At 35.8% G+C, this 13,898-nt stretch carries 10 protein-coding genes, 1 CRISPR repeat array and 1 other annotated feature (1 of these 12 cut by a window edge); all 10 genes read right to left on the reverse strand.

The window, feature by feature from the left end:
* Positions 1 to 4, reverse strand: a sequence feature (ribosomal protein L20 leader region); it reaches 108 nt to the left of the window's first position.
* 53 nt (positions 5 to 57) lie between these two features.
* Positions 58 to 1,755 carry an aryl-sulfate sulfotransferase gene (locus JEM49_RS08570; RefSeq protein ID WP_201874638.1) on the reverse strand — a complete coding sequence of 566 codons (1,698 nt, stop codon included), beginning with the start codon at positions 1,753 to 1,755 and terminating at the stop codon, positions 58 to 60.
* A gap of 91 nt (positions 1,756 to 1,846) precedes the next feature.
* A complete protein-coding gene (locus tag JEM49_RS08575) occupies positions 1,847 to 3,106 on the reverse strand; it encodes a DUF389 domain-containing protein (protein WP_087235666.1) in 1,260 nt (419 codons plus the stop codon).
* 95 nt (positions 3,107 to 3,201) lie between these two features.
* Positions 3,202 to 3,738 (reverse strand): hypothetical protein, encoded by a 537-nt coding sequence (locus JEM49_RS08580; protein ID WP_087176666.1) that lies wholly within the window; start codon positions 3,736 to 3,738, stop codon positions 3,202 to 3,204.
* 205 nt (positions 3,739 to 3,943) lie between these two features.
* Positions 3,944 to 5,878, reverse strand: a complete 1,935-nt coding sequence (gene thrS / locus JEM49_RS08585) for a threonine--tRNA ligase (protein WP_201874640.1) — start codon at positions 5,876 to 5,878, stop codon at positions 3,944 to 3,946.
* 290 nt (positions 5,879 to 6,168) lie between these two features.
* The gene (gene dnaI / locus JEM49_RS08590) at positions 6,169 to 7,077 is read right to left on the reverse strand and encodes a primosomal protein DnaI (RefSeq protein WP_098036993.1); all 909 of its coding nucleotides are present in this window, start codon (positions 7,075 to 7,077) and stop codon (positions 6,169 to 6,171) included.
* A gap of 31 nt (positions 7,078 to 7,108) precedes the next feature.
* The gene (locus tag JEM49_RS08595) at positions 7,109 to 8,440 is read right to left on the reverse strand and encodes a replication initiation and membrane attachment family protein (protein ID WP_201874642.1); all 1,332 of its coding nucleotides are present in this window, start codon (positions 8,438 to 8,440) and stop codon (positions 7,109 to 7,111) included.
* Positions 8,441 to 8,442: 2 nt separating this feature from the next.
* On the reverse strand, positions 8,443 to 8,910 hold the full coding sequence (gene nrdR / locus JEM49_RS08600) for a transcriptional regulator NrdR (protein ID WP_025005311.1): 468 nt from the start codon (positions 8,908 to 8,910) through the stop codon (positions 8,443 to 8,445).
* Positions 8,911 to 8,912: 2 nt separating this feature from the next.
* Positions 8,913 to 9,515 (reverse strand): dephospho-CoA kinase, encoded by a 603-nt coding sequence (gene coaE / locus JEM49_RS08605; RefSeq protein WP_087235662.1) that lies wholly within the window; start codon positions 9,513 to 9,515, stop codon positions 8,913 to 8,915.
* Entirely contained in the window at positions 9,512 to 10,342 is an 831-nt protein-coding gene (gene mutM, locus JEM49_RS08610) for a DNA-formamidopyrimidine glycosylase (protein ID WP_025005309.1), read from the reverse strand. The genes coaE and mutM overlap by 4 nt, the downstream gene beginning before the upstream one ends.
* An 8-nt stretch (positions 10,343 to 10,350) precedes the next feature.
* Entirely contained in the window at positions 10,351 to 13,014 is a 2,664-nt protein-coding gene (gene polA, locus JEM49_RS08615) for a DNA polymerase I (RefSeq protein WP_201874644.1), read from the reverse strand.
* A gap of 206 nt (positions 13,015 to 13,220) precedes the next feature.
* A CRISPR array of direct repeats spans positions 13,221 to 13,617; the repeat unit is 29 nt; unit sequence AGGATCACCTCCACATACGTGGAGAAAAC.
* Positions 13,618 to 13,898: the final 281 nt, after the last annotated feature.

A 13,898-nucleotide genomic window follows, 5' to 3' on the forward strand; every position in this document is an offset into this window, starting at 1 on the left:
TCTCAACTAGGTGTATTATACGCGTTTAAACCAGCTGCGTCAATACATGATGTGCAATTATTTAGTTGCATCAAAAACATAATTATCAGGATAAAATTGCATCCGATATGCACGATATACATATGTCATATCTTTAGCACTATTAGTAATAGTCAAATTAAAGACTTGATTTCCATAGGCATCAACTTCAATTATATTGCTTTCTTTACCCTTATTTTTAAAACCAAAATTAATCAAAGTATTACCATTATTCAAGCGTTGTGCATAACCAATAACTTCGGTAAAGTTTTGTTTACCTAAATTCTTGCCATAACTCCAAACTTGTTTAATGGTCTTTTTCTTAGTATCAATTTGATATTCCGTAGCAGCAGAAAACTTGCCACTTTGCTTCTTATCACCGTTAGTAACAGCAATATTATTATCATAAAGCAGAACATTTAGTTTATTATTTTCTTCATTAAGAATATATACACCATGTTGTCCACCAGGATATTTAGTACCCGAACTTGGCTTTAACAAATACTTACGAAATGAACTAGGCCATTGACTTTCAGGTTTACTTGAAAAAATCCAATTAATTTTATTTGTTTGATAATTCATTGACCAGATCATATCTTGATTGCGGGCAGACAATAAAATGTTCCCCGTTTTATCATCATAACTAATCGTATTAATATGAAGCCAATCCATCAATCCTAAACCACTGCTAGTATTATCATTTGCTTTGATCTTGCTATTTTTATACATTGACTCAGGAAAAATCTTCTTAAAGTCGATTACCTTTACAATTTTTCCAGTATTAGGGTCAAGTTCAGCAATTGTATCTTCTACATATTTACTACCATCATGAACTGTTAATAACCAATTTCCGTTAGACATTTCTACTACATCATGATGTACTAGTGATACTCCTTCTCCAGAATAACTTTTACCTAATGTTTTATCGAAACTAAATTGACGATATACTCGCCCTAAATAGTCAGTTTCGACTAACATATTGTATTGTTCATCCCCAGATTTGATTTTATTGAACAATAAAATATGTCCATTATCTAACTGCTCAAAAATATGTTGATTCCAACGTAAATAATACCAACGTACTTCCCCATCACCATCAACCGCAAAAGTTTGTTTAGTACTTCTATTTAAAACAGTTAACTCATTTGAACCCAAATTCATCTTACTTTTATCATTGACAGTAACTTTAATTGGAAATTTACTAATCCAACTAGGTAATTTACTTGTTTTTATCTTGACTACCTTTACTTGTTTTTTACCTGCTTGATCAGTCATAGTAACTTCAACCGAATTATCATAACCAGCATAAAGACCAACTATTGGCACTTGATGATCAGCTTGATAGCCCTTTACTTTATTTTCAATTGTCGTATTTTCAGTTTTTCCTATTACTCGATAACTAATTTTAGCTGGCTTATCAGTATGAAAGACCATTAATGCCGTTAGCGGTGAATTTTCATACGGATTCACTTTAATATAAGGATTTTCCCAGGTATAATGCTGCTGTTTTACAATATTTGCATATTTAGCTGTTAATTTATCGTTATCTGAATTAGCTACCTTTTTGACACCTAAATTTTTAATAATTTGGCTGTCACTTAATTTAGTTTTTTGGGCATTAGTATTTTTCTTCTCTGCTGTTACAGTTTCAACTTGCTTATCATATAGCATCATAGCAGGCTCAATTAACATTAATGTCCCTAATGCTAATAAAAGCACAACCTTATTACTTTTCACAGAAATTCTCCTTTTTATAATAAAACAAACTTTTAAAAATTTATTTTAGTATCAAGATATTTCACAATAAAAGTAATATGCTATATGCTTTCTAATTTTTAATATTTTCTTGAACAAATTCCACTAAATTAATATTTGGATATTTATCTTTTATTTGTCTTACTAAGGCGTTTTTTCTCTTCTTAGATAGCGGCTTTTTTAACTCTATCAAAGTAATTTGCTTATTTTTATTATCACTAACTGCAGTAACAGAAGATATTGCAGAGGACAGTTTACGAATTTCTTGATTACGTTTTTCTTGTTCTTGTTGACGTTTTTCATCAGCTTGTTCTTGTTCATGCTGACGCTGATTAATAATATTATTTACTTGTCGATCTAATTGATTTTCTGCATTGGGATTAACCTGAGCTACTTGTACAATATTCAGTGAATAGCCTTTCAGGTCATATTTTGTTAAGTTTGCTTTAGCCACTTGAATTTTCTTAGCATTAATTTTATTACCTGAAACTGTAAGATTAATTATTTTTCCTTGCGTATCGACATTTTCTTTAATTAGATTAACATTGCCTAACTCATTAACAACAAGATTTTGAACATTTTGATCTACTAGAGTTTTATTCACCATCTGATTAGCTGATAAGATACTAGGAATAATTAAAATAATTACTACTAAAATTATCGCAAACTCTTTAAAGGTTGGCTTGCGTAAGAAAAACAACTTAGATTGCTTAGTAGAATAACTTAGCCATTTCATAATTTTTACACCCAAAAAAGCAGTCAAAATTATGAAAACACAATTAATCAAAAACAAATAACTTGATCCTAAAAAATATTTAAGATTGCCTGCTGCAATTGAATACCCTATCGTACAAGCTGGTGGCATTAAGGCTGTTGCAATCGCTACACCAGGTACGATATTATTTGCTTCTTTTTTACGTGCACCGATTATTCCAGCAACTCCTCCAAAAAACGCAATCATTACATCCCAAATCGTTGGTGAAGTTCGTGCAATAATTTCTTGGCTAGCATAAGTCAAAGGAGAAAAATGAAAATAAATTGTAGATGCAGCTAAACTAATAATAATTTCTGCTAATAATGAAATCGTTCCTTTACGCAGCAAAGTAACATCATATAAAGCAAGGCCTGTGCCAATTGCTAGCAGCGGTCCCATCAAAGGTGAAATTAACATTGCACCAATAATAGTAGCTGTTGAATTAACATTTAATCCAACACTTGCAATAAAAATTGCGCAAGTCAGAACAATCAAACTTTCAATATTCAAAGTTCCATCTGCACTAATCTTAGATAAAAATTGAGAAGTTAAATAATTTTTTCGCTGGCGTATTATCATCTTATTTAGTCTAATCCTCATGAAAAAAGCACTGAATTAAGATTTCAGTGCAAAATATAAAAATATGATTGAATAATCAATAAAATTATTATAACCTATTTGACTAATTTTTTGCTCTTATAGCAATAATATAAAAATGAATTATCTGCTCCATTTCCTACTCTCAGTGCATCTACTTTATCATTATTACTTTTATCTTTTTTCTTTATAGCAACATAAGTGTGTCCTGAATCTGCTCTATCGCTAGATAGCCAGCCATTAGCAGCAAAACCTGGTGTTTTATGAAATTTGAAATCAGTAGCTTCATACTGAGAAGTACCAACCTTTTGAGCTAATTTATATCCTGATTTCTTATCAGCCTTAGCTAATTTTTTAGTCCACTTAATTGCTTTATTACTGCTCAACATTTTATACAATTTGATTTTATTAAATGTATGCGTTGTGATTTTAAGCTTCTTGATTTCGCCTTCATGCTTATAGTACCATGTTCCGCGAGTTTTCTTTGGCGTAGTAAATAAGTTCTTAGCTCCCCAGGATGCAGCATCCACTCTATTTTGACCCATTACAATAATAGCTAACATAAATAGCGCAGTTGTCATAAATATAATGAGTTTATTTTTCACGTTTATCACCTTCCCTTATATAACTGCTATTTTCATTATTTCATTAAAATATTTCATAAAAGTTAAAGGCGATTACATTTTTTTTACTTCTTACTTACAAACGTAAAAAATCAATTACATTAGTTTTACCAACAAAAAAAACGTATGCAATAAAGCCGTCTTAATTAGACCTAGCATAGCATACGTTTTTTATTTTATTTTTTAATTATATTAATTAATTTTCTCTTGAGTATGACTTAACATCTGCATCAATTTCGTTAATGAAGTCATCAAGACTCTTAGAAATTTCTTCGTCAGTACCGTAACGACGTACGTTAACCTTACCTGACTTCATTTCTTCATCACCTAATACCAAAGTGTAAGGTACCTTTTGGGTTTGTGATTCACGAATCTTGTAACCCATCTTTTCGTTTCTGTCATCAACTTCTACTCTGAAGCCGCGCTTAGCAAGTTCTGCACGAACCTTTTCAGCGTATTCGCCGTGAGCTTCGTTGTTAACTGGAATAATTTCAGCTTGAACTGGAGCAAGCCAAGTTGGGAATGCACCCTTGTAAATTTCAGTTAAGTAAGCAATGAATCTTTCCATAGTACCAACAATACCACGGTGAATCATAACTGGACGGTGTTCTTCACCATCTTTACCTACATAAGTCAAACCGAAACGATCTGGAAGCATGAAGTCAAGTTGGATAGTTGACATAGTTTCATCGTTACCCAAAGCAGTCTTAGTTTGAATATCAAGCTTTGGACCGTAGAATGCAGCTTCACCTTCAGCTTCAACGTAGTCAAGGCCAAGATCATCCATCGCACCTTTAAGCATCTTTTGACTTCTTTCCCACATTTCGTCATTTGCAAAGTACTTGTCAGTGTTCTTTGGATCACGGTATGAAAGTCTGAAGTAGTAATCAGTAATATCGAAGTCCTTGTATACGTCCATGATCAACTTCAAGATCTTAGCAAATTCAGTTTGAACTTGATCAAGTGCTACGAATGTGTGACCATCGTTCAAAGTCATTTCACGTACACGTTGAAGGCCTGACAAAGCACCTGACTTTTCATATCTGTGCATCATACCAAGTTCAGCAACACGAAGTGGAAGATCACGGTATGAACGAATGTGGTGCTTAAAGATTTGAATATGTGAAGGACAGTTCATTGGACGAAGTTCAAGCATTTCGCCATCACCCATGTCCATTGGTGGGAACATGTCATCACGGTAGTGTGCCCAGTGACCTGAAGTCTTGTAAGCATCAAGGTTCATTAATACTGGAGTGTAAACGTGTTGGTAACCGTCAGCTACTTCACGGTCAATGATGTAGCGTTCAACAACACGACGAATAGTAGCACCCTTTGGCATCCAGTAAGGAAGACCTGCACCAACCTTAGGGTCAACGAAGAAGAGGTCAAGGTCACGACCGATAGTTCTGTGGTCACGTTCCTTAATTTCTTGACGGCGCTTAAGATCAGCCTTTAAATCAGCTTCCTTAAAGAATGCAGTACCAAAGATTCTTTGAAGCATTGGGTTTGATGACTTACCTAACCAGTAAGCACCAGCTACTGACAATAACTTAAATTGCTTAATCTTGCCAGTGTTTGGAAGTAAAGCATCAAAACCAAAGTCAACAAAATCGCCAAGCTTGTAAGCATCAACAGTATCGCCTTCAACCTTAGCAAGAAGTTCGCTCTTGAACTTATCATTCTTGTAAAGGTCTTCAAGTTCTGATTTAGCAATTTGAACATGTTCAATCTTTTCACCGTTCTTAATTACCTTTTGCATAGCTTTTTCAAGCTTTGGTAATTCACCAACTTTAATTTGGTCATCTTTATCGGTGTCAACGTAGAAACCACCTTCATCGGCAACATGTTCACCTAAACGAAGTTCAGGATATTCACGCTTAGCTACAGCTTCAAATACAAAAGCAGCAGTAGCACGTAAAACGTCTAAGCCCTCTTCATCTTTATCAGTAATAATAGCAACTTCGCTATCACTATCAAGCTTGAAGTCAAGTGGCTTAATTTCACCATTAACCTTACCAGCAACAGCAGCTTTACCAAGTGAAGTTGCAATGTTGTGAGCTAAGTCAGCAATAGTTAAACTTTCTTCAAAATCTTTCTTTGAGCCATCAGGCAAAGTGATTGAAAAACTCATATTTTCCTCCAGAAAAAATATAATAAAAAAAGTCCCAGTGCGAGAATGCACTGGGACGTTAATTAGCGTGGTTCCACCCAAAATTCAGGTTAGCGTAATCTAACCTCTTTACGGATTGATAAAGGCATCCAACCTAATATTAATAACTTTGAGAATAAGCGATTGGGGTAACTTTCTAATGAAGAACTTCCAGAACAAGGTTCTTCTCTCTGAATCGAAAGCTATCATGTCTCGCTTAATTAACTCTCATTATACGCACGAAACTTTTAGATGCAAGACCTTTTTTAAAATTAATGCAAAGAATTTCTTCGATCGGGTCCAGAAACCACAACTTCTTTAGCTAAAAAACGTACTCGCTGCATAAGTCTCCTAGCCTTTACTGGATCAGTCGCATTACGTGTTTCTTCAAAATGAGATTCTAATGCTTCCATGTCAAGATTAGATGAGAAAAATGTTGGTAAAACATTATCCATCCGAGCTTGTAAAATTACACCCAATACGTCATCTCGTGACCATTGACTAAGACTCTCAGCACCAATATCATCTAAAATCAATAAATCACATTCAGACAAACGGCGAATTTCACTTTGCAAACTATTGTCGTCAAAATGACTTGCTAATCCGGCTATAAAAGTTGGCACATGCAAGAACACAACATTTTTATTCATGTTCGTGACCACATAATTAGCTAATCCCGCTAAAATATATGTCTTACCAACACCAAAATCACCTGACAAATATAGTCCCCGAATATGCGGATTTTGCTTATATTTTCTTAAAAAGTCGTAGATCAAAGTTAAAACTTGTTTACGATCATCATTTACATCAATTTCACTCAAACTCACATCATGAAGACGAGTCGGAACATCGATTAGTTGTAATCTTCGCTCGGCAGCTTGCTTGCGATCTTGAGCTAATTTTGCCTTAGTTGGCACATACCGAATATCAATTACTTTACCATTCAAAAATAATTGGGGAGCATACCCTGCCATCACCTTACTCGCAGTATGCTTTTGAGAATAATACTCATACAAGTTAGATATACTATTTCGAATCATCTTTTGATCAATTTTATCTGCATTTGCATGAATAAATGACTGCACATCAGGATCACGCAAGGCTTGTTCTATCAAAGATTGTTCATCACCCAGATTACGCTCTTTTACAATCTTTTTAATTACATTGCCAATTGGCTCCATTTTTTCACCTACTTCCAATTATCTTTGAATCCTATTTATTATTTAAATCTTTAAATAAATTCTTCAATTGCTCGGTAGAAATGCCAGCATCCCTATCAGCCTTTTTCTTACTCCAATCAGTGCCTTTTTCGACTCGCTTTTGATAAGTTCGAACAGATTTTTTCTTACCAAAGCTATTGCGCCGCTTTTTCACATATTGCAAAGCCTGTACGGCTGTAGCCACGCCATGTTGCAGCCAGTCATTGGCAATCTTATAAGCCAAATTAGAACTAACTACTGTGTCATAAGTAAGACATGTATAGGTCAAAATGTTGATTAAGTCTTCAGGCAACCCATACTGGGTGTGCAAATTATTAATAATCTGCTTCTCATTGGCACTAGTTATACCGCCTTTTTGCGTTTTTATTTTATACAAAAATTCAGCGGGTGAACTCTCATTAGCTGCTTTTAACAGCTTTTTATCATGGTCATCCATATCTTTAATCACAGCTAATGCCTTTTTTTGCCCTTCATTTAACTGCTTTTGTACATTTTCTCTAGTATTAGCCCTCTTATAATTTTCCGCTAAAGTATTGCTAATGTCATGCATATTTAAGCTATATGAGCCATGAAGACATGGCAAGCTTTCATCTACAAATTCTTTTTCTGATAAGCCATACGTTTGGATTAAACCACGAATTTGATCTTTATTAAGGTCAATTTCACTAGCTGGAATTTGATAGCGATTATACTCCTGCTTGATAAAATCCCAATCAATACTATCGTGATCATTCACCTTGGCAGTTTCAACTTCATGAATCTTATTTTCTTGTGCGGCTTGAACCACATCACTAGACGGAGTGATTGCTTCATCCCCAGGTAAACGAAAAACATCAAAAAAGTTTGCTGACACGTCTTTAGCATTTTTTATAGGTTTTTCCCTTAATTTTGCTTCTTGAGCAAAAGCATGACTTAAATCATGAAAGGTTGATACACCAACCTTTTCTTTTAATAAACTAGCTAAAAGTGGCGTCGCAAAAAATTTGTCTGCAGCTGGAACTTGCAGCAATTTAAAAACTAAAACATTATTGAATACATTATTAGACAAAAGTGTTTGGACTAATCCCACAGCCTCTAATTTATGCAATGAATCAAATAATTGTTTCAAGCTGCAATCCAATTGCTCTTGCAATGAATATATCCCCTTCGAGTCGGAAATTATGCCATACGGATCATAATTTTGAATCAAAGTCTGATATAGCGCTACTGCTACTGCACCTACTAACGGTTGATATAATTTGATTAAAACTTTTTCATCTTCGGGAAAAAGCTTCACACGATTGGCTACATAATAAAGATGTTTGGGATCAGACGTCTCAAACATGACTAATTGCCCTTACCTTTCTTAGCCATCATGTCTTCCATAGTCTTCATAAAGCTAGACATATCTTTAAATTCACGATAAATAGATGCAAAACGAATGTAAGCCACATCATCAAGATCAGCCAATTCATCCATAACGTATTGACCAATCTTCTTAGATGAAATTTCACTAATGCCTTGCTTTCTTACTTTATTTTCAACATGATCAACCAATTGCTCAAATTGCTCACTGCTAATTGGTCGTTTCTGTCCTGCAGCCATTACACCATGCAAGATTTTCTTGCGATTAAATGGTTCACGCGTACCGTCATTTTTAATTACAAGTAACGGAGCTGTTTCTACTCTTTCAAAAGTTGTAAAACGAAAACCACAATTTTCACACTCTCTGCGTCGTCTGATTGCACGGTTTTCATCACTAGGACGTGAATCAATAACGCGGGAGGCATTTTGATGACAATTTGGACATTCCATAGCTATCCCTCTTCTTTGATCTTAATTAATATCTGTTCTAGTTTATTTTCTAATTCTTTTATTGTACCAGTATTTGCCACTACAAAATCGGCCATTTTTTCTTTTTCAGCTAATGGCATCTGACTATTAATCCGCATTCTTGCTTCCTCGTCAGATAGATTATTACGCTTTTTTAAACGTTCAATCTGTAATTGCTCAGGAAGGGTAATCACTAAAACTCCATTAGCTACATGTTTTTTATCCAATCCCGCTTCAAAATACACTGGTGCATCTAAAATAACAAGAGCAAAATTCTGATATTCTTTTATCTTTGCTACTGTTTTATCGAAAATTAACGGATGCGTCAACTGATTTAATTCAGACAAGGCTCTTTTATTACTAAAAACTAATTGCCCTAATTTTTTACGATTTATTGTTTGGTCTGAATTTAAATATTCTACCCCAAAATGATCTTTAATCGCTTGCCAAGATGCATTGCCGGGTTTCATCAGTTCGTGGGCAATTTGATCACAGTCAATAATCGGAATGTTTTTCTTTTTAAAAAAATCATCAGCAGTACTTTTACCGGTGGCAATTCCACCTGTTAATGCTAAGACATAACTCATTTATAAATCACCTGACAATGAGGACAAAAAGTGGTTCCCCGACCATTAACCTTAATTTTTTCAAATTTAGTACCACAAACTGGGCAGGGCTCACCTACATGACCGTAAACTTGCAATTTACTTTGAAAGCCACCAACTTGTCCATTCGCATTCAAAAAGGAATGAACTGTAGTACCTTGCAGCTTAATTGCTTCGGCAATAATTTTATTAATCTGATCATGTAATTCAGATACTTTTTCCACAGGAATTTTATTGGCCTGACTTAAAGGATGAATCTTGGTTCGCCAAAGAACCTCATCAACATAAATATTACCTAGACCAGCTACTACTGATTGATCAAGCAAAGTGTTTTTGATATTTTTCTTCTTACGCTTTAAGCCATTGATTAAATATTCTGAAGTAAATTTAGAACTATTTGGTTCTACTCCAAGCTTACCAATCCCTGTAGTTTGTCTTTCGGTGCCAGTTAAAATTAGCTGCATCCGCCCAAATTTGCGCACATCATTATACCGCAATGCTGTTCCATCAGTAAAAACAAACTCAACGTGATCGTGTTTATCCTTAGGCGCATCAGACGCAGTTAAATGATACTTTCCTTCCATTCGCAAATGAGAAACAATCGTTAAATTATCACTCAAGCGAATAAGCAAATACTTGGCGTAGCGATCAATATCGATAATCTTTTTACCAGGCAATTCAGATAAAAATTTTTCATGATCAGTCGCCACAATTTTTGGATACCACAAAATCACTTTTTTAATAGTTTTTCCCTTAACTAAAGGAAGCAGCGTTCTTCGAACTGTTTCAACTTCAGGCATTTCAGGCATTTTATCACCTACTTTGCATCATACCAATTGTGTCCCCAGCCAGAATCAGCAATTAGTGGCACGTCCAACTTAACAGCTGATTGCATTACTTCAGGCACAATCTTTTTAATTGTTTCTAGCTCATCTTTTGGTACATCAAAAATCAATTCATCGTGTACCTGCACTACCATTTTAGTCTTCAAATGTAGTTCATCTAACTTCTTTTGCATGTTAATCATTGCAATTTTAATAATATCGGCAGCTGAACCTTGAATTGGTGAATTAATAGCAGTTCTTTCAGCAAAGGCACGAACGGTGTATTTCTTAGCATGAATATCTGGCAAGTATCTGCGACGGTGCATGATTGTTTCGGCATAGCCTTTGTCACGCGCTTCTTGTACTGCTTTATTCATGTAATCCTTGATTTGAGGATATTGTTCGAAGTAGTTGTCGATAAATTCTTGAGCACGTTTTCTAGAAATGCCTAAGTTCTTGGACAAACCGTAATCGGAAATACCATAAACGATACCGAAGTTAACAGCCTTAGCGTGACGACGCATCAGTGGCGTTACTTGATCTGGTGAATCCAAGTGGAAAATTTTCATCGCGGTATGTGAGTGAATATCATAACCGGTCTTGAAGGCTTCTTGCATGTTTTGATCGCCCGAAACGTGAGCTAAAACACGAAGTTCAACTTGTGAGTAGTCGCAAGAGAAAATGTAGCCGTCTGGTTCACTTGGCACGAAAGCTTTTCTGATTTGCTTACCCTCTTCGGTACGGGTAGGGATGTTCTGCAAGTTAGGATCCACACTGGAAAGTCGACCAGTTGCAGTCAAAGTTTGCAAGTAACGTGTATGTACACGACCATCTGGTTGGATAACGTCAAGCAGCCCCTTTACATAGGTAGATTGAATCTTGGCAATTTGACGGTAATCCAAAATTTCACTAACGATTGGACTTTGTGTCTTCAATTGATCAAGCACTTCAACTGAAGTTGAGTAACCAGTCTTGGTCTTCTTGATTGGTGGTAAACCAAGCTTTTCAAACAAAATGTGACCTAATTGCTTAGGTGAATTCAAATTGAACTTTTCACCAGCTTGACTGTAAATCTTGTCTTCAAGCTCTTTCAACTTAATGGCAAATTCATTTTGCAACTGAAGCAAAGTGCTGGCTTCAACCTTCATCCCGTTCATTTCCATTCTGGCTAAAACGCGCGCGGTTGGGATTTCGATCGTATCAAACAAGGCATCTTGTTCGTGATCCTTGAGTTTTTCAAGCAGTGGCTTCTTGAGTGATTCGATAGCGTTGACCTTGGAAGCTAAGTGGTTGAACAATTCATCGTCATTATCGGGAACATGTTCACTCTTACCTTTGCCATAAACTTCAAGGTCAGTCTTAACGGAGTAATCACCATAAAGATGAGCGATTTCACCAAGATCGTTGGAGTTATTTTCATTATTGATCAAGTAGGATGCCAAAAGCATGTCGTAATCAAGACCGTGAGTGTGAATGCCCAAACGATGTGCAGCAACCATTGTTCTCTTTAGATCAAAGACATTCTTCTTAATCTTTTCGTCATCTAAGATGTGCTTGATATTATCTTCTTCAAGCAATTCCACGTCTCTTGAAACGTAGATCTTGTCATTGAGCTTCAAACTGAAGCCAACAAAAGGAGCTAGGTGATAGTTAGCACCGAGCATTTCTAGATAAAATTCAACAGTGTCTTTTTCAGTAGCTTTGACATCTTTGACATTGTCATCATTTAAAACGGTGTATTCAACTTTTTCAACATCTGCACTACCTTGACCAGCACCTGACGCATTAAGTTCTGCCAAGAACTTACGGAAATTCATCTTTTCATAGAACTGACGCAGTTTCTCATAATCAACTGGCTCGCGTTTTACGTCATCAATATCAATGGTAACTGGTGAATCACGGTCAATAGTAGCAAGTTTTTTAGCTAAAAAGGCCTTGTCTTTATCACGAATTAAACGTTCCTTACGCTTAGATTTCTTCATTTCATCAATATGATCGTAAAGATTTTCTACTGAACCATATTCTTGAATTAAATTAGACGCTGTCTTAGGACCAATACCTTCGACACCTGGGTAGTTATCAGAGTTATCACCCATTAAGGCCTTCATGTCGATGAATTCGGTTGGAGTTACCCCATTAACTTCCTTCATATGTTCTGGTGTATAAGCTTCAAGTTGAGAAACACCAGATTTAGTTACTTCGACAGTCGTCTTGTCGGACGCAAGTTGGGTCAAGTCGCGGTCACCAGTTACGATCGTGGTTGTGAACCCGGCCTTTTCACCCTTCGCAGTAAAAGTACCAATGATGTCGTCTGCTTCGTAATTCTTTAATTCATAAGTTTTAATGCCCAAGTCATGCAGCATTTCTTGAATATAAGGCATTTGTTCGAGCAACTCTTCTGGAGTTTTCGCACGTCCACCTTTGTATTCGCCGTACATTTTTGTTCTAAAAGTGACTTTTCCTGCATCAAAAGCTACCAATACGTGGGTTGGATCAACGTCTTTTAAAAGGACATCGAGCATATTCTTAAAAGCATAAATGGCATTAGTGTGCAGGCCGTCCGGACTCTTGAAAGATTCTAGTTGACGATAAAGAGCGTAAAAGGCTCTGAAAGCTACAGAGTTACCATCGATTAGAAGTAATTTTTTATCTGCCATTTTATTCCCCTTTTATAAAAATTGTTCTCTATACTTACTTATCTATTTTACCAGTTTCAAGGGTAATCTTTTAATAGGAAGTTTAATGGAAAAGAAAAAAGCTCCGATTATAGGACTTTTGCTTGTGATTTTTCTTTCACTGCGTCAATTTAGCTCCACTTTTGTGAAGAAAATAAAGTTTCAAATCGTGTACCAAAGTTATTGTAAGGATCACCTCCACATACGTGGAGAAAACTAGAGAAGTTTGGACTTTAAACGACTTAAATTAGGATCACCTCCACATACGTGGAGAAAACTGTGCTACCTTTTCCCATGACAAAATAAGTCGAGGATCACCTCCACATACGTGGAGAAAACCGTGGCAAAATGATAGCCATGCAGGTACATATGAGGATCACCTCCACATACGTGGAGAAAACCAAGACATCATTGATGAATGGTGCGGCTTTCCAGGATCACCTCCACATACGTGGAGAAAACGAAGCCACAAGTGCAGATGTATGAGATGGATTAGGATCACCTCCACATACGTGGAGAAAACGTCACCCATGCGGGCTTCACCTTTGGAGATGTGGGGATCACCTCCACATATGTGGAGAAAACTTTATCGAGGTTAGGACATGCTCTCTATACAAAACTAGACAAACTCGCTTTTCTAGTGAGTTATGGAGTCTTGTTAAAAGCGCCCGACTTTAGTCGGGCGTAGGTTGACGGTGTTCAGTTTTTTATGAAATTGTAACGTTATCTTAAAAATTGGTCTAAAATAGTGTTATATTTATGACGATAAGTCATAAAATTACGAAACTGTCAAATCTTTTGTGTAAATAGATCTTTCTCATAGATCGATTTTTTATTCTTTATTTAGTCAAAGTAAGATTCTAAGG

Origin of the sequence: Lactobacillus sp. A27 (assembly GCF_016742815.1) — a bacterium.
Classification (GTDB): Bacteria; Bacillota; Bacilli; order Lactobacillales; family Lactobacillaceae; genus Lactobacillus; species Lactobacillus gallinarum.